Origin of the sequence: Stenotrophomonas sp. MH181796 (assembly GCF_009659995.1) — a bacterium.
Taxonomy (GTDB): domain Bacteria; phylum Pseudomonadota; class Gammaproteobacteria; order Xanthomonadales; family Xanthomonadaceae; genus Stenotrophomonas; species Stenotrophomonas riyadhensis.
In genome coordinates this window covers 322,907-345,260 of sequence record NZ_RAHU01000007.1, presented here as the reverse complement: position 1 = coordinate 345,260, position 22,354 = coordinate 322,907, and the positions used below count along the sequence as shown (strand labels likewise).

The 22,354-nt window shown below is 63.3% G+C and carries 25 protein-coding genes; 21 read left to right on the top strand and 4 right to left on the bottom strand.

From position 1 onward, the window contains the following. The first annotated feature begins 83 nt into the window (after nucleotides 1-83). Complete coding sequence (locus D5301_RS18855; protein ID WP_228756446.1) at nucleotides 84-377, top strand: hypothetical protein; 294 nt, start codon at nucleotides 84-86, stop codon at nucleotides 375-377. 96 nt (nucleotides 378-473) lie between these two features. On the opposite strand, the gene D5301_RS18850 is transcribed toward D5301_RS18855, so the two are convergent. Next, the gene (locus D5301_RS18850; protein ID WP_049456195.1) at nucleotides 474-698 is read right to left on the bottom strand and encodes a hypothetical protein; all 225 of its coding nucleotides are present in this window, start codon (nucleotides 696-698) and stop codon (nucleotides 474-476) included. Between the two features lie 58 nt (nucleotides 699-756). Between D5301_RS18850 and D5301_RS18845 the strand changes: the two genes are divergently transcribed. Beyond that, on the top strand, nucleotides 757-1,272 hold the full coding sequence (locus tag D5301_RS18845; RefSeq protein ID WP_049400532.1) for a hypothetical protein: 516 nt from the start codon (nucleotides 757-759) through the stop codon (nucleotides 1,270-1,272). A gap of 85 nt (nucleotides 1,273-1,357) precedes the next feature. Here the strand turns inward: D5301_RS18845 and D5301_RS18840 are convergent, their stop codons facing one another. The 3 genes from D5301_RS18840 to D5301_RS18830 all read right to left on the bottom strand — a co-directional run bounded on the left by D5301_RS18840 (nucleotide 1,358) and on the right by D5301_RS18830 (nucleotide 3,359). Then, nucleotides 1,358-1,768 carry a DUF1566 domain-containing protein gene (locus D5301_RS18840; RefSeq protein ID WP_153856537.1) on the bottom strand — a complete coding sequence of 137 codons (411 nt, stop codon included), beginning with the start codon at nucleotides 1,766-1,768 and terminating at the stop codon, nucleotides 1,358-1,360. Nucleotides 1,769-1,943: 175 nt separating this feature from the next. Then, nucleotides 1,944-2,543, bottom strand: coding sequence for a hypothetical protein (locus D5301_RS18835; protein WP_152906916.1), 600 nt, complete (start codon nucleotides 2,541-2,543; stop codon nucleotides 1,944-1,946). A 21-nt stretch (nucleotides 2,544-2,564) separates the two neighbouring features. Then, nucleotides 2,565-3,359, bottom strand: coding sequence for a S24 family peptidase (locus tag D5301_RS18830; protein WP_228756445.1), 795 nt, complete (start codon nucleotides 3,357-3,359; stop codon nucleotides 2,565-2,567). Between the two features lie 234 nt (nucleotides 3,360-3,593). Here D5301_RS18830 and D5301_RS18820 point away from each other — a divergent pair, with 234 nt between their 5' ends. The 19 genes from D5301_RS18820 (at nucleotide 3,594) to D5301_RS18725 (ending at nucleotide 22,350) form a co-directional block, all read left to right on the top strand. Further along, nucleotides 3,594-3,803, top strand: coding sequence for a hypothetical protein (locus D5301_RS18820; RefSeq protein WP_049400530.1), 210 nt, complete (start codon nucleotides 3,594-3,596; stop codon nucleotides 3,801-3,803). Next, nucleotides 3,800-4,330 (top strand): hypothetical protein, encoded by a 531-nt coding sequence (locus D5301_RS18815; RefSeq protein WP_049400529.1) that lies wholly within the window; start codon nucleotides 3,800-3,802, stop codon nucleotides 4,328-4,330. The genes D5301_RS18820 and D5301_RS18815 overlap by 4 nt, the downstream gene beginning before the upstream one ends. A gap of 407 nt (nucleotides 4,331-4,737) precedes the next feature. Further along, on the top strand, nucleotides 4,738-7,152 hold the full coding sequence (locus D5301_RS18805) for a DUF5906 domain-containing protein (RefSeq protein WP_153856536.1): 2,415 nt from the start codon (nucleotides 4,738-4,740) through the stop codon (nucleotides 7,150-7,152). Nucleotides 7,153-7,493: 341 nt separating this feature from the next. After that, on the top strand, nucleotides 7,494-8,138 hold the full coding sequence (locus tag D5301_RS18800) for a hypothetical protein (RefSeq protein WP_153856535.1): 645 nt from the start codon (nucleotides 7,494-7,496) through the stop codon (nucleotides 8,136-8,138). Further along, nucleotides 8,135-10,066 carry a phage terminase large subunit family protein gene (locus D5301_RS18795; protein ID WP_153856534.1) on the top strand — a complete coding sequence of 644 codons (1,932 nt, stop codon included), beginning with the start codon at nucleotides 8,135-8,137 and terminating at the stop codon, nucleotides 10,064-10,066. Before D5301_RS18800 ends, D5301_RS18795 begins: the two co-directional genes overlap by 4 nt. Beyond that, entirely contained in the window at nucleotides 10,063-10,380 is a 318-nt protein-coding gene (locus tag D5301_RS18790) for a hypothetical protein (RefSeq protein WP_219629384.1), read from the top strand. The genes D5301_RS18795 and D5301_RS18790 overlap by 4 nt, the downstream gene beginning before the upstream one ends. A 79-nt stretch (nucleotides 10,381-10,459) precedes the next feature. Beyond that, nucleotides 10,460-10,672, top strand: coding sequence for a hypothetical protein (locus tag D5301_RS18785; RefSeq protein ID WP_153856533.1), 213 nt, complete (start codon nucleotides 10,460-10,462; stop codon nucleotides 10,670-10,672). 1 nt (nucleotide 10,673) lies between these two features. Next, nucleotides 10,674-12,164, top strand: a complete 1,491-nt coding sequence (locus D5301_RS18780; RefSeq protein ID WP_324187350.1) for a phage portal protein — start codon at nucleotides 10,674-10,676, stop codon at nucleotides 12,162-12,164. A 47-nt stretch (nucleotides 12,165-12,211) separates the two neighbouring features. Then, nucleotides 12,212-14,149 (top strand): prohead protease/major capsid protein fusion protein, encoded by a 1,938-nt coding sequence (locus D5301_RS18775; protein WP_228756444.1) that lies wholly within the window; start codon nucleotides 12,212-12,214, stop codon nucleotides 14,147-14,149. Between the two features lie 20 nt (nucleotides 14,150-14,169). Next, complete coding sequence (locus tag D5301_RS18770; protein ID WP_153856531.1) at nucleotides 14,170-14,535, top strand: DUF2190 family protein; 366 nt, start codon at nucleotides 14,170-14,172, stop codon at nucleotides 14,533-14,535. An 80-nt stretch (nucleotides 14,536-14,615) separates the two neighbouring features. Next, a complete protein-coding gene (locus D5301_RS18765) occupies nucleotides 14,616-15,047 on the top strand; it encodes a structural protein P5 (protein ID WP_153856530.1) in 432 nt (143 codons plus the stop codon). After that, complete coding sequence (locus D5301_RS18760) at nucleotides 15,044-15,382, top strand: hypothetical protein (protein ID WP_180847316.1); 339 nt, start codon at nucleotides 15,044-15,046, stop codon at nucleotides 15,380-15,382. The genes D5301_RS18765 and D5301_RS18760 overlap by 4 nt, the downstream gene beginning before the upstream one ends. A gap of 63 nt (nucleotides 15,383-15,445) precedes the next feature. Next, nucleotides 15,446-15,823: a hypothetical protein gene (locus D5301_RS18755; RefSeq protein WP_153856529.1), complete on the top strand. Its 378-nt coding sequence runs from the start codon at nucleotides 15,446-15,448 to the stop codon at nucleotides 15,821-15,823. A gap of 43 nt (nucleotides 15,824-15,866) precedes the next feature. Further along, nucleotides 15,867-16,190, top strand: a complete 324-nt coding sequence (locus D5301_RS18750) for a hypothetical protein (RefSeq protein WP_180847318.1) — start codon at nucleotides 15,867-15,869, stop codon at nucleotides 16,188-16,190. Beyond that, entirely contained in the window at nucleotides 16,183-16,665 is a 483-nt protein-coding gene (locus D5301_RS18745) for a hypothetical protein (protein ID WP_324187349.1), read from the top strand. Before D5301_RS18750 ends, D5301_RS18745 begins: the two co-directional genes overlap by 8 nt. A gap of 10 nt (nucleotides 16,666-16,675) precedes the next feature. Then, complete coding sequence (locus tag D5301_RS18740; protein WP_153856528.1) at nucleotides 16,676-17,476, top strand: hypothetical protein; 801 nt, start codon at nucleotides 16,676-16,678, stop codon at nucleotides 17,474-17,476. A 71-nt stretch (nucleotides 17,477-17,547) separates the two neighbouring features. Beyond that, nucleotides 17,548-18,198: a hypothetical protein gene (locus D5301_RS18735; protein WP_279907057.1), complete on the top strand. Its 651-nt coding sequence runs from the start codon at nucleotides 17,548-17,550 to the stop codon at nucleotides 18,196-18,198. After that, nucleotides 18,191-21,937 (top strand): phage tail length tape measure family protein, encoded by a 3,747-nt coding sequence (locus D5301_RS18730; protein ID WP_153856527.1) that lies wholly within the window; start codon nucleotides 18,191-18,193, stop codon nucleotides 21,935-21,937. The genes D5301_RS18735 and D5301_RS18730 overlap by 8 nt, the downstream gene beginning before the upstream one ends. Next, nucleotides 21,934-22,350 carry a hypothetical protein gene (locus D5301_RS18725; protein ID WP_153856526.1) on the top strand — a complete coding sequence of 139 codons (417 nt, stop codon included), beginning with the start codon at nucleotides 21,934-21,936 and terminating at the stop codon, nucleotides 22,348-22,350. Before D5301_RS18730 ends, D5301_RS18725 begins: the two co-directional genes overlap by 4 nt. The last annotated feature ends 4 nt before the right edge of the window (nucleotides 22,351-22,354 follow it).

Below are 22,354 nucleotides of genomic sequence, written 5' to 3'. Positions count from 1 at the left end.
GGACGGTGCGTGCGGCGAGGTAGGCGCCGCCCCCCTTGCGGTAGGCTGGATGTGCCAACAACACAGCCCGCAAGGAGGGCGACATGAGCACGAAGGATCCGCAGCAGGAACAGATCCGGAATCAGCGCAATGAGGCGCGGAAGAAGATGTATGAGGTTCAGGGCAGCCTGAGCTACTTCCTAGAGGTGTTTGGGGATGGCCTTGCTGCTCGCGAAGGTTGGAAGAACGATCTCGACGGCATCGATGCTGTGCACTACTTCTTGATCCAGAAGCACAACTGGACACCAGCACAGGTGCGGTCGATGACGCACGAAGACTTGCGATTTGCGCTGAGCGAAGAGATGCAAGGCTGGACTGTGCCGAAAGGCACGCCCTGACGTGGGGATCAGCGCTTCGTTCTGCACGTAGCGCCAGCAGCTGGCTGCGCAGTTCATGGGACTGCGCAGTCAGTGTCTGAAGTTCAGTCGGGGCATTCATGCCCGCACCTCTGCCGACATATCGCGCGAGCAGGCTTCCAGGCGGAGGCTGGCGACACCCATGCGCCGGGAGCGGCGCAGCTGGTTGCGGCTGTGTTCGCCCTTGCTGCGGGCCCACAGGGTCCGGGCGGTGCTGTGATCGCGTGCTGCTACGGCCCGCAGGGCCTTCACGGCCAACAGCGGCAGCAGGCAGGGGCTTGGATCGGCGTAGCGATGAGACATGGCGCGCTCCTGAGGCGGCGCAGGGCGATATGCTCTGCGCTCATGGAACTCAAAGGGGATGGGTATGGCTGCCGCTGGATGGCTGTCTTACGTGACGTTTGCGCTCGCACTGTTCGGTGCGGGACTCAGCGTTTTCAACACCGTCATTCAGTACCGTCGCGGCGCCATTCGCTGGCGTGTCGTTCCCGCAGTGAAGATGGCAAAGGACGGCCGCCTCGAACTCTGGGTCGATCTGGTAAATACCGGGCGCATAGCCGTTCCGATCGAAAAGGTGGCCTTGGCCTGCGGTCGCAAACTTCAGCCGCTGTCTGATGTGCTGAACGATCGGAATGGTCACCCTGGCTTCCCCTTGGAACTTGGGCCAGGGAAGAAGCGAACAATTGGTCCGGTGTACGCACACACACTGAGCGAAGTAGCGATGAAGCAGCCGACCACGGTCGTGGCCTATGCCGAGGATGGCCGCCGCGTCCAGGCTCGATGCCCCGCACTTCGACAGCTCTACGTGCAGCTCCAATCGGCACAGGCCGAGCACGCGGCGAAGCCAGTGAGGAATGCGGATCAGCCGGGTGACTGATGCGGGCAGGTTGCAAATAGCGTGATCGGCCATGACGTACTCCAGCTCCGATGGCTGCTGTGCTTATCGAGGGGCAAAAGTCCAATTACTGACCGGCACGACGCACGGCCAACGCGAACCCGTAGCCGTAGCGGAGGTAGTCGGAGACGAGGCCGTAGTCGAAAAGGACGAGCCACGCGGACGCCGAGGACCAGGCGCACAGGTCGGCGGTCCAAAACCAGTCGGACGGGAAGTCGGGGAACGCGTCGGTGTCGATGGCCGGGCTGTAGCGGCTCAGATCGACCAGGGAGAGCAGCTCCTGACGACTGGTCAGGGCCCAGTCGCTGTGTCCGCCGATGCGGCAGCTGGCACAGGCGTCAATGGCGCCCTCATGGGTGACCGGATCGTCGGTTACCGAGCGGGCGGTGAATTCCAGCCCAGTGGTCGAGTCGATGACGGTCAGGCGGTTGCCGGCGTCGTCAGTCGTGTAGGTGAAGCGAGGATCGGTCTGGTTCATGGCGCTCTCCGTAGGAAGGAGGGCGCCGGCGGGTCATCAGCCGAGGGGCGGCTGCTGCCGGTCAGGGGGAGGCCGACAGGGTGGCGACCCGCCGGTCGCCCGCCGGCTGGTCAGCCGGCAAGCGAAGTAAAGCATGGCTTTATTGAAAAAGTAAAGCGGTGATTTATTAAATTTACTATTGGGCCTGCTCTGGGCTGGCTTTAGCTTCTGCGACCCTCATCGCAACGTCGAAGCGAGCCTGCCAGAGCCTGGCGTTCTCGCTTACAGCCGAGTACAAGGCGCCAGATCGCGGCACGTCCAGGCAGAGGAAGGAAACGTCGTGCGTGGGCGTGGCCATATCATCAACTACTACACGGAGATCTATCCGGTTTACAGTGGGAGTCTCCCGTCGCTTACCGGTCACGGCGCCAGCAATTGCACCAACTACGCCGAAAGCGAGGCCGCCAACTGCGGCGCCTAAGGCTTGGCTTGAACGCGAGGCTGAGCTAATGACAGAGCCGTCTTCATAGATGTCTGCCGAGATGACCGATGCATAGGGAACCAAGCGGTGAACTGTTCGTCCTGCGTTGCACTTGAGGAAACAGAAGATCTTCCTGGCCTCATCGACGCCGACGGCACTTTTGCCGTCTGCGCTCACATGAAGATGCGATGCGGTGAACCCTGGCACCTTGGAGAATCGACTTTGGAGACTCTGTACCTGATTGCTTCCCGACTTCCAGACGTAGGCGCTCACTAATGCAGTGGCGACCAGCATGACTACTATGGTTTCGATCACAGGGCCTTCCTTTGGCGCTACTTAGTTCAGGCGATCAATACGGTTACGCAGGTAGACCTTGCCTGCGATCATGCTGCCGTTTGGCAGTGGGAATGCCGGATACAGCGCCGCATTTGCACTTACAACGTAGACGGCGGCGCCACGGTCCTGCAGACCCTTGACCTGTTGCCCATTGCCGGTGTTGATTAGATAGATGCCATCGCCATCGAAGGATGTGATGCCGGTGTCCACCATCAATGATTCGCCTGGCTGGATTATGGGAATCATTGAGTCGCCTCGGCCAGTGACAAGAACCAGGCGACCGGGTGGTGGCACGAAGCCTACAAGTGAGCGGATATAGGCGCTTGTGAAGTCCATTGACTTGACGACTTCGGGGTAATCATCGTTGATACGTCCGTCTCCCATGTCCGCCTCTCCATCTAGTTGCTCGACGTGAACATGGTCGGTCCTGGCTATCTCAGAGTGCGAGACGGCATCGATTCGGCGGGGGCCTTCGCCGAGCTCTAAGCTGTCAGAGTCGTTTACAGAACCGTCTAGAAAGTACTCCACCCGGCGCCCAGTTAGGCGCGCCAGGGTCGGGATGTGGTTCCTGTCGATTGAGCCCTTTCGTTCCCAGCCGGTGATGGCTTGTGGATTGATCGCGCACTCTTTAGCGACCCTGGCCTTTGTGCCCCGGGACGAGTGTTCGAAGGCAAAGCGGATGCGCCTTGCGAGTTCCTGACTATCAAGCATTGGTTGATGATCCAAGCTTTGCGGCATCAGGCCAATAAACCACCGCTTTACATTGAAGAGAAAGCTGTGCTTTACTTGTGGCATGAGACCAATAGAAGCAGCTGTTCAGAAGTTCGAAGGAGGGCAGGCGGCGCTGGCGCGAGCTCTGCACGTGTCCCCTCAACAGTTGAACCAATGGGTCAGAGCGTTGAGGCCAGTACCTCCACGCCACGCTATAGCGATTGAACGCGCGACCGGGGTGTCGCGCTACGCACTTCGTCCAGATGTTTTCGGTTTGGAAGAGGGGGCGGAGCAAAATGGGCCGGAGGTTGGAGCCGCATGATCGCGTCGGTCTCGCCATTCGACGTAGTCGGGCTCGAAAAGCACCGCTACCACTCCGCCGACGCCCACGGCGGCGTCGAAGTTGCGGATTGCGGTGAAGCGCATTCGCTGAGGGAAGCTGATGATCTCTGCCATGGCGCCAATGTTGCGCCGAGCGCCGCCCGCCTTCCCACGATGATCGATGGCGCATTTCAGGGGGCAACGTGACCTGCCTCCGCTCTGACCTGTACTGGCGGGATGCGCTGCACAACGCAGTGGCCCGCGCCCCTGGTGGTCTACAGGATGCGGCCGCGCATATCAGCAGGCGCCGAGGCAGATCGATATCGGCGGAGACGCTGCGGAAGAAGCTTCGGGGCATCGATGGTGAGTCGATCTCCATGGAGATGGCCGAGATTCTGACGGACTACCTGCAGCTGTTCGTTGGTACGCAAGGGATTGCGACTGACTGGGTGTGCTCCCTCGCAGGGCAGTACGACCTGATGGTCGATTACGTGCCTCCGCCGCCCCTGGGAGGTTGGCCCGATGAGCTGGCGGCAATCCAGTCAAAGCTGCTGGAGCTGCACAAGCTGACGGGGGCATTGGCCGGTGCGGGCATCGATGCGATAGCCGATCAGCGCCTGACCGTTCCCGAGGCGGATCGAATCCAGGACCTGTCGCGCGAGGTTCGCCGGCTCTGCTACCGACTGGAGCGCAACGCTTGCCGTGCTGCTGGTCAACAGGGGATGGAGGACTGACGTGGCAACCCACCACGCCCATCGATCCCGATATCGACGGCGTGGCATAGCCAGCGCGTCTGCGCGGCAAGCGATGGAACTTGCAGCCCTGGCGCTGACTGATGCGGTGCCTGGGTTGGTTGGTGAAGAAGCTTTGGCAGAGCGCGAGCGCATCCGCCAGCGACAAGAGCAGCAAGACAACCGGCAGCACAGCCTGCCTTTGGGGAACCCTGATGTACCAAGCAAGCATTGATCTGGCCCCATCCCCCCGGGTGGCTTGTGAAAGGCCGCGTGCTGCCCGTGCTACTGAATCCGCCGTGGCATTGCGAGCTATTCGCGATACCAGCGATGGGTCCTCCCTGGATCTGACGAACGCGGGTATTCAGACGCGCATTTCCTGGGTAGATAGCGACTCGGGAAACTACTGAATGTCTGAGAACTATGAGGATGTGCTGCAGCAGCTGCAGTCTGCCGGTCTGCTGGTCTCCGATCTGGACACCACCGGGCGCATGGTGCGCTGCCGCGTCGAAGGCTCGCGCGAGCGCCGCGGCTGGTATGCGCTCCATGAACTGAACACGTCGGCCGGAGATGTCCTGGTCGTCGGCATGTACGGTGTCTGGCACGGCAACGAAAATGGCGCGACCAAGGTCGATCTGCGAAAGCGCGACAAGACCTTCTCCGAAGAACAACGCGAAGCGCTGCGCAACCGGCTGGCCGAAGATCGTCGCAGGGCCGAGTCCGCTCGCCAGTCCCAGGCGAAGCGGGCGGCAGAACGGGCATCTTTGGCCTGGGCCAAGGCCAACGCAGTCGGTGAGGCCGACTACCTGGTCAGCAAGGGCGTGCAGGGCTTCGGTCTGCGCTATGGCACCACGGGCGCCGCACTTGTCCCCCTGCTGGACGTCAACGGCCAGGTGCACGGCCTGCAGGTGCTGCGCAGCGCGAAGCTGGCGGCGGCAGGGCGCAAGCCAGCCAAGGAATACTGGCCGGCCGGTATGGTCAAGAAGGGCCACTTTCACCTGATCGGCGGAAGCCCGCAGTGGATCCTGCTGGTGGCAGAGGGCTATGCGACTGCGGCCACGCTGCACATGGCGACGGGCTACCCGGTGGCCGTGGCGTTCGATGCTGGCAACATGCTGGCCGTCGCCTCGGCCCTGGCGAAGCGCTATCGCGGCATCAAGATGCTGCTGTGCGCTGACGACGACGTGCTGCAGAAGTGCCGGCATTGCAAGAGCCGCCTGGTGCTGGCCGACCATCCGCAGTTCTGCCCGTCGTGCGCGCAGCCGCATGGCGCGTCGAATGCCGGCCTGCTCGGTGCCGAGGCCGCAGCGCTGGACGTGGGCGGCGCGGTGCTGCATCCGCTCTTCGCCGATGAGCCGGCCAGGCGTGAGCGCTTCATCGACAGCGGCCGAAAGATCAGCGACTTCAACGATCTGCACGCCCAAGAGGGCCTGCATGTCGTGCGGGCGCAGGTCGAGGCCCGTCTCACGGAGCTGTCCTGGAGGGTGCCAGCAGAAAAACGCGCGCCTTCCATCACCAGCAACGGGGGCGCGGGGAAAGACCGCCTGACTCCTATCCACGCTCTCGGCGAGTTGCTTGAGCGGTTCGCGCTGGTCTATGGGCAGGGCGGTACTGTTTTCGACCACAAGGAACACATGCTGGTTGCGCTGGGCGACATGCGCGATGCCTGCGTGCGCAAGGAGTTGCACCGGGCGTGGATGGAGCATTCGGATAGGTCCATCGTGCGGGTTTCTGAGGTGGACTTTGATCCGTCGGGAGAGAAGCCGGGCGTTACCTGCAATCTGTTTGCTGGCTGGCCAACCGTGCCGCAGGAGGGCAACTGCGAGCGCCTGCTGCAGCTGCTCTGGCACATGTGCGGCAACGAAGCCAACCAGAAGGCGCTGTACGACTGGGTGGTCAAGTGGCTTGCCTACCCGTTGCAGCATCCTGGTGCCAAGATGAAATCGACCATCGTCATTCATGGTCCGCAGGGCACCGGCAAGAACATGTTCTTTGATGAGTACATGAAGCTCTACGGGGAGTACGGACGGGTCCTTGACCAAGCGGCGCTGGAAGACAAATTCAACGACTGGGCGAGTCGCAAACTTTTCCTGCTGGCCGACGAGGTGGTCGCACGCACCGAGGTGTACCACCTCAAGAACAAGCTGAAGGCGTTGATCACGGGTGACCGCATCCGCATCAACCCGAAGAACATCCAGGCCTACGAGGAAGACAACCACGCAAACCTGGTGTTCCTCTCCAACGAGGCGATGCCTGTCGTGCTGGAGGAGGATGACCGGCGCCACGCGGTGATCTGGACGCCGGACAAGCTCAGTCAAGAGTTCTACACCGAGGTTCTGGCGGACATCCGCAATGGCGCGACGGCAGCGCTGCACCATTATCTGCTGCAGGTGGATCTGACCGGCTTCACCAATGGCACCAACCCGCCGATGACCCAGGCGAAAGAGGAGCTGATTGGCCTGAGCCAAGACAGCCCGCAACGGTTCCTGGACGAGCTCTACGGCGATGACATTCCTGGGCTCAAGCCGATGCCGGCGCTCTCGAAGGAGTGGTACGAGGTCTACAAGGTCTGGTGCGCGCGGGAGGGCCTGCCACGTCCTGCGCCCTCACCAAAATTCATCAATGCGCTGGTACGCAAACGCCAGATCATCCACCCCGACCGGGCCCGGAAGCGCTACCAGATCGAGCAGAGCGTGAACGGGCCACACGGCTTCCTGATGCTGGGCAACTGCACCGTGCCTGACGGGCAGACAGAGGCGGCGTGGCTTGGAGACCAGGTCGTGTCCTTCCGCCGCATGTTCTCTGACTACAAGGGGCGTGCGTGATCACTATGCCCATCAATGTGCGGAGTGTGCGGGATGTGCGGGCATATGTGCGGGCACGGAATTGCCGTGAATCACCCGTCGCAGTAGGCATGTGCGGGACGTGCGGGCATCGGCATACATGGGCGGGCGCGGGCGCGAACGGGTATAGGGCTATCTCATCAGGATGCGTCTCGCGTGCGTATGTAGGTGACCGCACATCCCGCACGCGACGCACACGCCTTGTGCCACAGCGATTCGGCGCCAATGGCGTCCCGCACACGCCGCCGCACAGCCCGCACATGCTCGCGCGCGCGCGTTTTTCCGCTTTAACGATCTTCGAAGGAAATGGAGTGGGGGTAGTAATGGCTGAGGAAGACGTGACGATCACTGGCAAAGAGCTGGCCTCGCTGATCGGCTGCAGACCGTCCTACGTGGTCGAGCTGAGGAAGAAGGGTAGGGTAGTGGTGGGGGCCGGCGGCAAAGGATTCCTGAAGACCGCCTCCCTGGAGCTCTACGCTCGTACCGCTGACCCGGTCTATGCCGGTGTCGCCCAGCGACACGCAGATGAGCGTGGCAGCCCGCTGGTGGGGAGCGGGGAGGGTGCCAACGCCGTCGACGCCGACATCGATAACGATGAAGAGGACGGCGATGACGACGATGCCAGGCCCTCACGCGCCGGCCGCCCCCAAACCCCGGATTCCGCGCGCAAGGCCAAGGCGCTCGCCGACAAGGCGGAGACCGACGCGCACATGGCCCACATCGCGCTGCAAAAGGAGCTGGGGTTGCTGCTGCCGCGCGCGGACGTGGAGGCATTCCTGGCTGAGCACGCAACGACGTTCCGGGGAGCGATGGAGCGCCTCGCCGATACGCTGGCGCCGCAGCTCGCCGCGACACTGGATGAGGCCGGGTGCCGGCGTTTGGTCTGGGATGAGGTGAGCCACGCTCTGGAAGAGCTCAGCCAGGGCTTCCGCACGCTGGCAGCCAAGGCGGCGGAGGCTTCGGAATGATGCAGGCACAGCACTGCTTGGCATCGGTGTTGGCGCGCTCGCTGCAGCCGCGGCGGCCCATGAGCGTGTCGCAGTGGTGCGATGAGCACATGCGCCTTTCCACCAAGAGCGGCAGCAAGCCCGGCCGCTGGGTGACGGACCGCAATCCGCCGCTGCGCGAGCCGATGGACAACATGTCCGCCCGTAGCCCAGTGCATGACCAGGTCTGCATGTTCCCGATTCAGTTCGGCAAGAGCCAGCTGGCGACCAATGCCATGGCCTACTGGATGGACTACGCGCCCGGCCCGATGATGTATGCGCTGCCGGGTGAGGTGTCCATGAACAAATGGATCGCCCAGAAGCTCAATCCGATGATCGAGGTGTGCGCAGCGGTGAAGAAGGCGCTGACCAGCACCGCCAGCCGCGACAGCGCGAACCAGCGCACGTTCAAGGATTTCGCCGGCGGCCAGCTGTTCGTGGAGCACATGGGCAGCCCGCAGCGCCTGAAGTCCTCGACGGTGAAGTACCTGCAGGTGGATGAGATCGATGAGGCGCCGCAGCAGCTGTCCACGGGCGACGATCCGGTCAAGATGCTTGATGGCCGCACGTCCTCGTTCCCAACGACGTACAAGCGCCAGTACATCAGCACCCCTGGCATCGCCGGACTCAGCCGGATTGCCAAGCTGTACGACAAGAGCGACCAGCGCCGGTACCACGTTCCGTGCCCCCACTGTGGTCACTACCAGGCTCTGCAGTGGAGCGGTCTGGTGTGGTCGCCCGACAAGAGCCACGCGTGGTATGCGTGCTGCGAGTGTGGTGTCGCCATCGAGGAACACTTCAAGACCGAGATGATCGCCAACGGGCGCTGGGTCGCGGCCAACCCTGATTCGCCCATTCGCGGCTACACCATCAACTGCCTGTACTACCAGTTCGGTCTGGGGCCGCGGTGGTTGGACTTGGTGAAGGAGTGGTTGGAGGCACAGGGTGATCCTGCTTCCCTCAAAACCTTCGTGAATGACCGGCTTGCCGAGACCTGGGAAGACCCGTCGATGCGCGCGGTCAAACACAACGTGATCAAGGATCGTGCTGAGCCCTATGCCTTGCGCCTGGCTCCACCTGGGGTGCTGGCAATCACCGTGGGTGTCGATACCCAAGACGGCCGCCTTGCGGTTCACACCGTTGGCTGGGGGCGTGGCATGACCGCTTGGACCTTGGACTACGTGGAACTTCAGGGTGACCCGGCGGAGGAAGCCGTGTGGGTTGCTCTGACGGACCTGCTCAATCGCGCCATTGAGCGAGAGGATGGTGTGCTGCTGCGCGCGATGGCGGTCGCTATTGACGCCGGTGGCCACCGGACCGAAGCGGTCAAGAACTACGTCCGTCAGCGACGTGTCACGCGGCCGATGTGCATCTTTGGTGCCGTGCCAAATAACGCCCCGGTACTATCAAAGGGGAAGTTGGTTGACGTGACCTGGAAGGGGAAAACCGACAAGCGCGGCATCGTCATTCACCATGTGGGCACGGTCAATGCGAAGCACTACCTCTACAGCAGGCTCTCGGCCGACGCCGAGCGCGAGGTGGCGATGCGGATGGTGCATTTCAGCGATCAGCTTCCGGAGGAGTTCTTTCCTGGATTGGTTTCGGAGGTCTACAACCCGGTGAAGAATCGATTTGAGAAGAGAGTGACCCGCAATGAACCGCTGGACACTTGGGTGTACGCCTATGCAGCGACGCATCACCCGGAGGTACGTTTGAATCGCTTTACCCGAGCGGATTGGGATCTGGTGGAGCAGCGCTTGTTGTCCTCGGTCACTCCATTGGACGACGTTCCACGCGAAACGAGCGGGGAAACCGTCTCGCCGGTCGAAGACTCCGATTCCCGTGAAACATCCCTCCCGCCGAGGAAGGTTCGCTCCACGTCTGCGCAGCAGTTCCGGAGGCAGTGGTGAGCCGGAACACTATTCGCCAGCGCATCCGTATCAACGAGCTGACGGATGAGCTGACCATTGGGGCGGCGCTTCGCCTTCGCTGCGACAGCGACGAAATCCGCGACGTGGTGGCGGCGGTCGTGGCCTACCTGGTCGAGGAGTATCCAGCACAGGATCTGTACATTCCGGCTAGCCTCCAGGCAGCCCAATACCCTGTGGGCGAAATCCGGAAAGGGTTGGAGCGACAGGAATCCGTTCGTTCCCTCTGCAAGCGGTTCCGAATCGATCGACGGACGCTGTACCGGCTGTTGGATGAGCCTTCTGCCAATGGGTGAGGGGTGCGGGTGAGTTCCCCGAGACTCACCCGCACTTGGTACGGAAACTGGCATCCATGGAATCGCGGATGCCCTTGCCATGAGCTGGACCCATGACGATGTGAAGCGCCTGAAGGCCGCTATCGCCAGCGGCCAGCTTTCGGTGCGGCACGGTGATCGTCAGGTCACATATCAGTCCGTCGAGGCAATGCTGACGGCGCTGGATCGTATGGAGGCGGAGCTTGCCGCCGCTGCACCTGTGCGGAAACCGGCGACGCGCCGCTATCGATTCACGACGTTGAGGGGATTCTGAGGTGGCGATTCCCTTGCTCGAGCGTGCCATCGCTGCGGTAGCCCCCGGCTTCGCGCTGCATCGCCACCGGGCGCGTGTGATGCTCGATGCTGCCAGAGCCTACGAAGGTGCTTCGCGTGGTGATGGCTGGCGGGTGCGCCGGGCCGGTGCCAGTGCCAACACCGATCACATGGCTGATGCGCGCGAGCTGCGCAATCGCGCGCGTTCGCTGGTGCAGAACGTCCCGTACTGCGCACGGTCGCTGCAGGTGCTTGTGAGCGCAACCATTGGCACGGGCATCACCCCGAAGGCTGAGGGTCCAGACGCTGCACGCCTGGACAAGCTGTGGTCGCGCTGGGCGGACGTTGCTGACGCTGACGGAAAGTCCGATATCTACGGGCTGATGGCAACCGCATATCGAGCGATGGAGCAGGATGGTGAAGTCCTGATCCGCCGTCGCACGCGTCGCATGTCAGATGGCCTTGCGGTTCCGCTGCAGCTGCAGGTCCTGGAGATCGACTGGCTGGACGGCAGCAAGAATGGCTCGTTGCGTGGTGGTGGCCAGATCATCAACGGGATCGAGTACGACGTGCTCGGCCGCGTACGGGCGTACTGGCTGTTTGCTGCCCATCCGGGCGAGGCCGTTCGCGGCTCCGTACGTATGACCAGCGCTGCAGTTCCCGCTGCCGACATTATCCATCTGTTCAACCCCGTACGCCCCGGTCAGGGCCGTGGTATCAGCCGGTTTGCGCCAGTCATTGCGCGCGTGCGCGACCTGATGCTGTACGAAGATGCTGAGCTGGCGCGCAAGAATCTTGAGGCTCGCCTGGGCGTCATCGTCAGTGGCGATCCAGAAGCCATGGCGAACAGCGAAGAGGACGGTCCTTCCCAGCTGAGCGGGGACCGGGACTCGATGACTGACCTCGGGCCGCTGCCGAGTGGCGGTATCACGCATGTTTCCGGCGCGACTGGCTTCCAGACCATCGAGCCTAAGCCGGCTGGTGGCTACGTGGAGTACTGCAAGTACAACGCGCACATCATCACTGCGGGCATCGGGGTTCCCTACGAGTCCGCAACGGGCGACATGCGCGAGGTCAATTTCTCCAGTGCACGCATCCGCCAGATGGAGTTCCGCCGTGACACTGAGCAGCTCCAGTGGCTGGTTCTGATTCCGCAGATGTGCAAGCCCATCTGGCGTTGGTTCGATGAGGCTGCGGCGCTGGGAGGCGAAGTACGCAACCCGGGCAGCTCGGCCGACTGGAGCACTCCGCGCTGGGACTACGTCAATCCCAAGCAGGACATCGACTCGGAGATTGCTGGAATGGGCGCAGGGCTGCTGTCGCCCAGCGAATCCCTGCGGCGGCGCGGCTATGACGCCGACGCTGTCTTTGTCGAGATGGGCAAGGACTACGCCCGCATGGAGCAGACGGGCGCGCTCAAGCTCATGAGCTTCCTGCAATCCAGCGCTGCCCGGTCGATGCCGGCCGCAGCCCCTTCACTCAACGAGGAATAGTCATGCCTCAGGCAACACAGCCTTCGGCTATCGAGGGAACCCGGCTGATGCCACAGCAGCTGCGCGAGGCGCGGCTGCTGCCCGCCAGCTTCAACAAGGATGCGCGTACGGTCGAGCTGGTTTGGACCGAGGGTGCTCGCGTCCGTCGCTACGACTGGTGGAACGATACGGCCTATTGGGAAGAACTGGTCGTCGACGACGCTTCCGTGAACATGTCGCGCCTGGAGTCGGGGACCGCGCCTGTCCTTGACAGCCACAACACCTGGAACCTGAGGTCGCAGATGGGCGTGGTCGAGCGTGCGTGGCTTGCCGATGGCAAGGGTCATGCGCTCATCCGTCTTTCCGAGCGCGAAGAGTTGGCCGGGGTCGTGGCCGATATCAAGGCTGGGATCATCCGCAACATCTCGGTTGGCTACAGCGTCCAGCGCTATGAAGTCGAGCGTGCGGTGAACCCGGGTGATCTTCCCGTGTACCGCGCGGTGGAGTGGACACCGACCGAAATCAGTTTCGTCACCGTGCCCGCCGACCAGGGCGCAGCCACCCGCAGCAACCAACCCGCGCAGGGAACCCCTTGCGTGTTCACCCGTAGCGCATCGTCGCAGGAGACCGTTATGCCCCAGCCCACCGCCCGTGCCGCCGATCCGGTGGTGCAGCAGGAGCCCACCCCCAGCACCTCTACCCCGACCGCAGCAGCTCCTGCCGCGCCGGTTCAGCCGCCCCAGGCTGACACCCGCGCAGCGGACATCGTCGATCTGGCTCAGCGCCACGGCCAGAGCGAGCACGCCGCCGACTGGATCCGAGCGGGTCACAGTGTCGACCACGTGCGCGGCCTCATCCTCGACAGCTTGGAGCGCGCGGACAAAGCCGCCGGCGGCAATATCAACCGCATCAGCGTCACCGAGGATGAAAGCGAGCTGCAGCGGGCCGCAGTTACCGATGCGCTGCTGTCGCGTGCACAGGTCATTGATCCCAGCACGAAGCGCACGTTCGTTCTGACCGGCGACAACCCGGTACGCGGGCTGACGCTCATGGACCTGGCACGACGCAGTCTGGAGCGCAGTGGTGTGCGCACCGATGGTATGTCGAAGCTGGAGCTGGTGGGCCGCGCCTTCACCCAGACCGGCAGCGATTTCCCGATCCTGCTGGAAGCGACCATGCACAAGGCACTGCAGTCGGCCTACGCCGTGGCGCCTGATACCTGGTCGCGCTGGTGCGCTACCGGCACTGTCAGCGACTTCCGCCAGCATTCCCGCTATCGCGTGGGTAGCCTCGGCAACCTGGATCCGCTGAACGAGGCCGGTGAGTTCAGGAACAAGACGATTCCGGATGGCGAGAAGGCGACGGTCATTGCTGGCACCAAGGGCAACATCATCAACCTGACCCGCCAGGCCATCATCAACGATGACTTGGGTGCGTTCATCGGATTGGCAACGGCATTCGGTCGCGCGGCCAAGCGAACCATCGAAGCGGATGCCTATGCGTTCCTGGCCAGCAACCCCAAGCTGGAATCTGGCAAGGCGCTGTTCCACGCCGACCACGGCAACATCCTGGCTGCTGCCCTGCCGGGCGTTGAATCGGTGGACGCCCTGCGCGTGCAGTTGGCTGGCCAGAAGGATGTGGGTGGGAACGATGTGCTGGATCTGTCGCCAGCCCTGTGGCTGGGCCCGACCAAGTATGGCAGTGCGGCACGGGTGACCAACAAGGCCGAGTACGACCCGGACACGGCAGGGAAGCTGCAGCGCCCCAACGCAGTGCAGGGCTTGTTCCGCGACATCGTGGATACCGCGCGAATCAAGGATGACAAGTGGTACCTGTTCGCTGATCCCGCCGACTGCCCGGTTATCGAGGTGGCCTTCCTAGACGGTGTTACCGAGCCGTTCCTCGACTACGAAGAAGGCTTCACCGTGGACGGCGTGCGCTGGAAGGCTCGCTTGGACTTCGGCCTGGCCGCCCTCGACTACCGTGGCGCGCAGCGCTGCGGCTAACCCCTCTGGAGCACAACGACATGGCAAAGAACTTCGTTTCCGATGGGGACGTGATCCTCTGGACCAACAACAGCGGGCAGGCCGTTGCCTCCGGCCAGGCGGTGGTGATCGGTCACCAGCTGGGGGTCGCTCTGGTGTCCATCGCTGTCGATGCCGCTGGCAGCGTGGCGCTGGGTGGTGTCTTCACCCTACCCAAGGTGCCGGCCGCGACCTTTGAGCAGGGCGAGAAGCTGGTGTGGGATGCCAGCGCCAATGCCTTCGACGGCAGTGACGCGACCGCTGCGGCTGGCGATATCACGGGTGCGGCGTTTGCCTGGGCTGCTGGTGCTGCCGGGCAGGCCACCGCCGAGGTGCGCCTCTCGCCGGGTAACGCCACCAAGGCGTAACCGAATAGGCCGGCACCGCTCACAGACGCCCGGGTGGCATGGGCGGTGCCGGTTCTTCCACAGCGACAACAGGGGATCGCATGAGCACCACCAGCGCGCCGCGCGGCGTACGCAACAACAATCCTGGCAACATCGACCGCACCAGCACGCCGTGGCAGGGTGAGGATCGATCCGCCGCGGCCATCGCCCGCGAACAGCGCTTCTGCGTGTTCCTGACCCCGCAGGCCGGGTTCCGCGCCCTGGCGAAAACCCTGCTCACCTACCAGCGCAAGCACGGCCTGCGCACGGTGAAGGAGATCATCGGGCGCTGGGCGCCGCCGGTGGAGAACGATACTGGCGCATACGTGCAGCAGGTTGCAAATGCCGTAGGCGTGTCTCCGTCCGAAGTCATCCGGTTGGACAACCCTGTGACGCTGGGTCGTCTTGCGACCGCCATCGCAAAGCACGAGAACGGTGGCATGTACTGGAACGCCGACGTAGTTGCTGCAGGCATCGCCGAGGCGCTGAAGTGATCGGGGGCGCCGAGGCTGCTGGTGCTCCTTGGTGGCTGGCTGCCAGCGCAGTCGCGCTGTGGCTGCTCCGGGAAACGTGGGGTGCGGTTCTGGCGCGTCGCAAAGAGCGCACCGAGACCGATGCCAACGTCGATCTGCTCAACGGGCTCGTTGAGCGGGTGAAATCGTTGGAAACCTCCCAGGCGGAGGTGGTCAAGCAGTACAACGAGGAGGTCCGCTTGCGTATGAAGGCGCAAGAGGACGCCCATAGGTTGAGGCTTCGTGTCATCTCGCTGGAGTCCGCTCTCAAGCAGTTGGGAGTGGTCGTCCCTCCCGTCGAGGAGCCTGTGGCATGAATCGGGTGCTTCTGGCGCTGCTGCTTGGCTTGAGCGTCCTGGTCATTTGGCAGAGGGGTTCGGTTGCTCAAGCGCGTCGGGTTGCCGACATCGCATCGGCTGCCCGAGACAAAGCTCGCGATGAGCGTGATGCCGCTGCCACGGCACTGGCTGACGCGAATGACGTGCTTGCGGCTGAGCGCGGAAGCGCTCAAGCAGCCAATCACCTGGCTGCCACATATGAAAAGGAAAAGAACGATGCACAGAAAGCATCTGATCGCCTTATCGCTGATCTTCGCGCTGGCAACCAGCGCCTGCACCAGCGTTGGCAAGCGTCCGTCGCTACCGCCGAGCTGTCCGCAGCCGCCGCTGCCGCCAGCCAGCCTGATGGTCGAGCCGACGACCGAATTGAGAGTGCGGGCCGAGCTGTTGGCGCCGCCGCCCAGTGCGACGCCCAAGTGAGGGCGCTGCAGGCATATGCGTTGCTTTGTTCGGGAGGTGCCCAGTGAGCGAGGTGGATTTCCTTCGTGACATGGACGCAACCATTCACGCGTCGCTGGCCCTCGCGGGGATGGCTTCCACCGCCAAGGTGACTGCGCTGAAGACGGGGGTGGTTACTGAAGGTGTGCGGGTCTACATCGATCGCGACGTAGAGACCATTGGCGATCTGCGGCAGTTCGTCTCGGGCCGTATCGAAATAGCCTTTCTGCGTGCGGATGTCGAACCGGAACAGGGCGATCTTGTTGAGGTTGGTGGCGAAGTGTTCGTGAATTCGAAGAGGCTCAGTGATGACGGCTCGCGCAGCCTCTGGTTGGTGCGCCGTGGTTGAGCTGGTCGAACCACTCTCCTGGCAGCTGGTCGAGTTCCTGCGCGATCGCGTGAAACTGATCCGTACCTCGGCCGGTTTCCGCACCGATATCGGCAGTGGGCTGATCGTGGTGGACGATGATGAGGTGAGCGAGGACGAATCCGAGCCCGCCACCGTCATCTCGGTCCCGCAACTCTCGCGTAGCGGCGGCAGTAGCGCCCAGGTCAGCTCCGATGCGGCAATCACCATCGAGTTCGAAGTGCCGCGCGGAAGTGGACAGGCGAATCCGAAGCTGCTTGTGCACCGTGCCAGGCACGACTTGATCCGGGTGCTGACCTTCAACCCCAAGCTGCTGCCGAAGGGTGTCACTGCGTTCGAGCTGGTGTCAACCCAGATGGCAACCCTGGAAGACGACGCAGGGCATACCGCCGTCGTCGCTCAGATCACCGCGCGGGCTGGTCTGACCGAGACCTTTGAGCCCGTCCCCAACCCGTAGGAGCAATACCATGGCACAGCCCAAAGTCCGCAAGTTCGCAGGCGATCTGCGTTTCTGGGAGCACGGCGCGAACGGCGCCCGCATTCCTGTCATCCCCGAGCCGGCCGACAAGTTCGGCAACCAGCCGCTCGAACAGTCGTCGCTGACGTTCAGCTACGAAGCTGGCGACTCGGTGGAGATCAAGAGCAAGCGCCGTGATGCGCGGTATCAGCAGATCATCCACAAGGACTCCAATCCCGGTGTCACCAGCGTCTCCATCACTGCGCTGGAGGTGCCGACTGCCATCCTGGCCCGCATGCTGTACGGTACGCTGGTGTCCACGCAGGTCGCTGCCGGCACTGCGACTGACGTTTCCGTAATCGTGGGTAGCTTGGACACGCCGGTGAAGCTGCCGCACAACTTCCTCTTGGCCGATACCGAGCCGACTTTCAAGAAGGGCGCCGTCGACCTGGTCAAAGGCACGGACTACACCCTGGACTCGGTGCATGGCCTGCTGATCCCGAAGCCCGGCGGCGCACTGCAGGCCGATGACGCCGTGGTGGCCAACTACAAGTACGACGCGTACCTGGAAACGGCCATCAGCGGCGGCACCACCCCGAGCAAGTCGTTCCAGATCCTGGGCGACATGCAGGACCGCATCAGCGGCGACGAGGGCCTGCTGACGATCCCGAACGTCGACCTCACTGTGGATGGTGACGTGGACTGGTTCAGCGACGAGCCGATCCAGGTGACCCTGACCGGTCCGGTGATCTTCCAGTCCGGTGAGGCCGATCTCTACACCTTCAAGATTGCCGCGCAGTCGGCGGGCTGAGCGAGCTGGTGACCTTGGCAAGGGGAGGGCGCCCGTACGGCGCCCTCCCCGCATGAATCAGGAAGGGCTTAGTGGCATCCAATCGCGCCAACAACCTGCTCAAGTACTACGTCAGCGGTCGGCGGGCTAAAGGCTTCCACGGCCTGACCGATCTGGCCGGCGAGGTGCTGAACCGGTATGACCTTTCGGTTCAGCGGGCCTTTGTCGGTCTGCAGCGCCGTGCAGGGCCGGCCACCACGCAGGAGGTCCGGGCGTCCTACAACATCCGTGCTGCGGCCCTCCGCGGGAAATACCGCGTGGAGACGGGTGAACGGGGCTACAGCACCGGCAAGCGCAGCAGGGATGACTTCCTGTCGATCTGGGCCAGCACCCGGCAGATCTCGCTGATCGAGTTCGGTGGCCGCTGGGCTGGCAGGAAATCAAAGGGCGCGACGGCCAGCATCGGCCTAGGCGAATCAAAAACCTACGACGGCGCCTTCATCGCCACGATCAAGGGGCGCAAGGCCATCCGGGTGCGCAGCTGGGATCGGGCGCAGCAGAAGCGGTACGGCCGTGGGCCGGTTCGCATCCTGCGCGGGCCTAGCCCCTTCGAGATGCTCTCCGGCGCCGACGGTAACAGCCGCGCCCTCACCGCACGTGGCCGGCTGATGGACCGCCTGCACACCACCTACGTGACTGAACTGCGCCGCCAGTGGCGCATCAACGGAAATACCAATGGCTGATCGGCTGGAAGAAGCAATTCGGGTTGTCATTGAAACCCAGGGCCGCGAGGGTGTGGACGAACTGCGCGCGGCGTTCGGCGACCTGGGTGACGTATCGGTCGAGACGGCCGGCAAGGCCTCGAAACTGCTTGACTCTCTCACCGGGCTGAACGCCGCTGCAGCGAAGGCGGATGCCTTTGATGGCATGTTGACCGACCTGGCCGAGTTGGAACGGCAGTTTGGCGACAACCAGAAGGCCGCGCTTTCGCTCAGCCTCAGTATCGGCGAGATGGAGAAGCCCTCGCGCGAAGTGCTGGCGGCCCAGCGCGACTTGCGCAAGGAGGGTGAGCGGCTGCAGAAGGCACTTACCGAGCAGTGGGATGCGGTTGCCAAGGCTGATGACGAACTGTCCTCGCTTGGCGTCAACACCGCCAACCTGGCTGACCACCAGCAGCGCCTGCGTATCGAGGCAACCCGCAGCGCGGCGGCACTCACTGAGCAGGCGCGGGCCGCTGCGGCAGAGGCCGAGGCGGGGCGTCGGCGCAAGCAGCAGATCGAGGAAGGCGAGGCTGCCTTCCGCAAACAGGCCACCACCAGTAAGGCGGCGGCCAAATCGCTGGCCGAATACCGCGAGCGCGCCGCTGATGCTGCAGCCGGCAGCGGCGACCTGGCCTCGGCTACCGAGAGCACGGTCAGCTGGTTCGGTAAGCTGAAGGCTGTGGCTGCGGGTGCGATCGCGTTTGTCGGCCTGAACCGGGTGGTCGAGGGCATCAAGGCCATCGTGAAGGAAGGCAGCGACGCCGAGCAGGAGCTGGCGCAGCTGGAAGCTGCCTTGCACGCCACGGGGCGCACCAGTGAATTCACGGCGCAGAGCCTGGCCGCCATGCGGAAGGAGCTTCAGGGTGGGTTGTTTGACGATGGGGAAATCAGTGCAGCTCAGGTGCGCCTTCTGTCCTACACCAACATCGTCGGTGAGCAGTTCCCGGCGGCGATGCAGATCACCATCGATCAGGCCCAGCGGTTGGGTATGTCGCTGGAGCAGTCGGCCGAGGTGGTGGGCAAGGCGCTGCAGACGCCGTCCAAGGCCATGGAGAGTCTGAGCAAGCAAGGCTTCACCCTGGATGACAGCCAGAAGGCCCTGATCAAGAGTCTGGAAGCGACGGGTCAGGTTGCGCAGGCACAGTCCATCATCTTGGACCTGCTTGCCGAGTCGTACGGCGGCGCGGCCGCAGCGGCGAAGGTGGGCACCATCGCCGGCCTGTGGAAGGCGGCCACTGATCGGTTCAAGGACTGGAAGCAGGAAGTCGCCGACCAGGGCGTCCTGACCTACTTCAAGGAACAGCTCACCACGCTTCTGGAAACGCTGGACCGTCTGGCCAAGGACGGTAGTCTCACCCGATGGGCCAGGCAGACGGCCCAGGCCATCATCACCATGGCCGAGGCGGTAAAAGGCACGACGCAGTTCGTATTCGAACATGTTCGTGTTATCGGAATGATGATTGCCGTATACGCCCAGTTCAAGATTGTTGGTGCATTGCTTCAGCTCAACGCATGGCGCTTGGCGTTGATCGCGACGACCCAGGCTCAACTTGCGAACAATGCAGCAGTTGCGACTGGTCGGCGGGGGATCAGCAGTTTCGGGGCGCTGCTAAGCAGTCTTCCGAAGACTATCAAGATCAATCTTCCTCTTCTATTCATATGGGCCGCGATTGAAGGGTTGAAGCGGCTGAAGATATTCACCGAGGACGTACTTCGTCACAACAGCACTGAGTTGAAGGCAGCGGGGGAGGCACAACGCGCCTACATCAGCCAAGTGCGTGATTCCGCGTTGCAACTCCGCCAGCAGGCGGTGTCCTTCATTGCTTACCGTGACGTGGTCATCAAGTCAGCCGAGGAAGTCACTAAGCTGGGAGAGGCAGAGCGGCTGGCCTATGAAAAGCGTCTGTCTGGACTTGAACAGTACCTGACCGCGCAGGAGGGCTTCCTGCTAATGCAGAAGAAGTCCGGTATGGCGACGGCAGAGCAGCTGCAGCAGTTGGGCCAGGTGACGCAGCAGCTGCTGGACGTCTCGACAGGTTTTGCAGCGCTGCGGACCGCTGTCCGGACGGCGTCCGACGCGATGAAGAACGGCATCGGCGGCGCGGCGCAGCTGGTTGTCCAGCAGCTGGAGGGGATTGATGGCAACGCCAAGCTGGCGGCCGAGTCCATCCGCAAGATGTTCTCCGGGCTCAATTTTGCCGATACGGCTAGCCTTGCCTCAGTAGGAGAAGCGCTGGGCTTCATCGCTACTCAGGGTGCTGTGGCCGAGCGGAACGTGCGCGATGGCCTTCTCGCTACGCTGCAGCAGTTGTCGGGTGAAGAGCTCGCCCGGTTCCAGGGTGCGACGCAGGCGGCGTTCAACTCGCTGCCACAGGGCGCTGTGAACGCTGCTGCGGTACTGCAGACCACTCTGCTTGCCGCGATGACCAAGCTGGGCGTCGCCTCGGGAAAGCTGGGGGTCGGCTTCACCCAGGCCGGCCGTGATGCTATCGCCGCATTCGGGGCAATTACCGAGAACGCGGTGGCGACCAGCGCCCAGATCGAGGCTGCCTTCAAGGCTGCGCTGGGCAACGTCGCCACGCTGGACGAGGCGCGCACTCTCGGCAATCTGCTGCAAGCAGCGGGCGAGCAGGGACGGGTCGGCTTCGATTCGGCGGCCCGCGCGGCTGCGGCGCTACGTGCGCGGCTTCGCGAGATCGAGGCGGGCCTGAACCCGCTGGCCGATGAATTCCAGCGTCTCGGTATTCAGTCGCAGCAGTCGCTGAATGCTGCACGCGACTCAGCCTGGGAAGCGTTCGAGACTATCCGCAAGGGGGCCTCCAGCGGGAAGGCCTCTGTTGATGACGTGCGCCGTGCGTTCCGCGCGTATGCCGATACCGCCAAGGCCGCTGTGGCCGACAGTGATGCATGGCGCCGGAACCAGGTGCAGTCGCAGCTGGATGTGCAGGGCGCCATCTACGAGACGGGTGACGCGTTGGGTGAACTCGGCACGAAGGGCGAGTCGGCTATGGGGCGCGTGGAGCAGGGAGCGCAGAAGGTCACGGGTGCGCTGAAGGAAGTCAAGCAGGCGTCTGATGAGGCGGGTAGTGGCGTGGAGCGGGTGGCTGCCGGCGCCGCTGCGGCTGGCGACAACCTCGGTAGCGCATCCACAGCTGCCCGTGGATTCTCCCTCAACATGGGAGAAATCTCCGACAAGACCCGAGAACTGTTGGGTCAAATGAACGGGCCGAACAGCCTGCAGCAGTTCGCGAACATCTGGAATTCTCTCTACAGGCAGCGTCAGGACCTGGCGAAGTACACGGAGGAACAGAAGAAGCTGCTGGACGGCATGGACGAGATTTCCGGCAAGCGGAAGGAGCTGGCCGAGCGCTTCGACTTGGTTGGAGCGGGTGAGCTGGATGCCATCGTTCAGCTCGAAAACCAGATCGAGTCCAAGCGATTGGAAAAGGAGAAAGCGGCACAGCAGGCTGCCCAAGAGCGCCGCAAGGCGGCGTTGGCCGAGGCCGAGGCGCAAGCCAAGGCCGATGCTTCTCGCATTCAAGCAGGCGATACGAAAGAGCAGGTTCTGACCATCGATTGGAAGGCTCCCAGCAAGGAAGTGGTAGCGGGCGCGACGGCGGCAGAAATCCAGCAGGCCGAGCGCATTGCAGGTCTGGTTGCCCCCATCGTGCTGCGAAAGATCGAGCGAAGCCGTGCGGTGTCGGTCAGGGGGGCGCGATGAGTCGAGTTGTCCTGGCCGGGGTTGAGCTTCCGGCAGATATGCAATGGACGGACGAGTTCACTGCTTGGCGCGTCGGGCAGCAGGTTCGCACCAGCCTGACTGGGGCGCTGATCGTCCAGGAGTCCGCGCGACAGGCCGGTCGGCCGATCACCCTACAGACCACCCGGGATGGCCAGGCGTACGTCGGCCCGGTGCGGCTGGATGTGCTGCGCCAGCTGCAGGAGCTGAGCGGGCAGCTGCAGGTTGCCCCGTTGACGCTGATTCTGCCGGCGCACAACGGCGGTGACCGCACGTTCCAGGTCCGGTGGCGCCGGACCGAGGGGGCTGCCGTCGAGGCTGAGCCCTGCCGATTCGCGGTGCCGGCGCTCGATGCCGACTACTTCTCCATCACCCTTCGCCTTATGACGGTCTGAACCA

Bases quoted from the DNA above. Each gene is read 5' to 3' on its own strand.
- D5301_RS18855 (WP_228756446.1), top strand. From the start codon at position 84: ATGAGCACGAAGGATCCGCAGCAGGAACAGATCCGGAATCAGCGCAAT.
- D5301_RS18850 (WP_049456195.1), bottom strand. From the start codon at position 698: ATGTCTCATCGCTACGCCGATCCAAGCCCCTGCCTGCTGCCGCTGTTG.
- D5301_RS18845 (WP_049400532.1), top strand. From the start codon at position 757: ATGGGTATGGCTGCCGCTGGATGGCTGTCTTACGTGACGTTTGCGCTC.
- D5301_RS18840 (WP_153856537.1), bottom strand. From the start codon at position 1,768: ATGAACCAGACCGATCCTCGCTTCACCTACACGACTGACGACGCCGGC.
- D5301_RS18830 (WP_228756445.1), bottom strand. From the start codon at position 3,359: ATGCCACAAGTAAAGCACAGCTTTCTCTTCAATGTAAAGCGGTGGTTT.
- D5301_RS18820 (WP_049400530.1), top strand. From the start codon at position 3,594: ATGATCGCGTCGGTCTCGCCATTCGACGTAGTCGGGCTCGAAAAGCAC.
- D5301_RS18805 (WP_153856536.1), top strand. From the start codon at position 4,738: ATGTCTGAGAACTATGAGGATGTGCTGCAGCAGCTGCAGTCTGCCGGT.
- D5301_RS18800 (WP_153856535.1), top strand. From the start codon at position 7,494: ATGGCTGAGGAAGACGTGACGATCACTGGCAAAGAGCTGGCCTCGCTG.
- D5301_RS18795 (WP_153856534.1), top strand. From the start codon at position 8,135: ATGATGCAGGCACAGCACTGCTTGGCATCGGTGTTGGCGCGCTCGCTG.
- D5301_RS18785 (WP_153856533.1), top strand. From the start codon at position 10,460: ATGAGCTGGACCCATGACGATGTGAAGCGCCTGAAGGCCGCTATCGCC.
- D5301_RS18775 (WP_228756444.1), top strand. From the start codon at position 12,212: ATGCCACAGCAGCTGCGCGAGGCGCGGCTGCTGCCCGCCAGCTTCAAC.
- D5301_RS18770 (WP_153856531.1), top strand. From the start codon at position 14,170: ATGGCAAAGAACTTCGTTTCCGATGGGGACGTGATCCTCTGGACCAAC.
- D5301_RS18765 (WP_153856530.1), top strand. From the start codon at position 14,616: ATGAGCACCACCAGCGCGCCGCGCGGCGTACGCAACAACAATCCTGGC.
- D5301_RS18740 (WP_153856528.1), top strand. From the start codon at position 16,676: ATGGCACAGCCCAAAGTCCGCAAGTTCGCAGGCGATCTGCGTTTCTGG.
- D5301_RS18730 (WP_153856527.1), top strand. From the start codon at position 18,191: ATGGCTGATCGGCTGGAAGAAGCAATTCGGGTTGTCATTGAAACCCAG.
- D5301_RS18725 (WP_153856526.1), top strand. From the start codon at position 21,934: ATGAGTCGAGTTGTCCTGGCCGGGGTTGAGCTTCCGGCAGATATGCAA.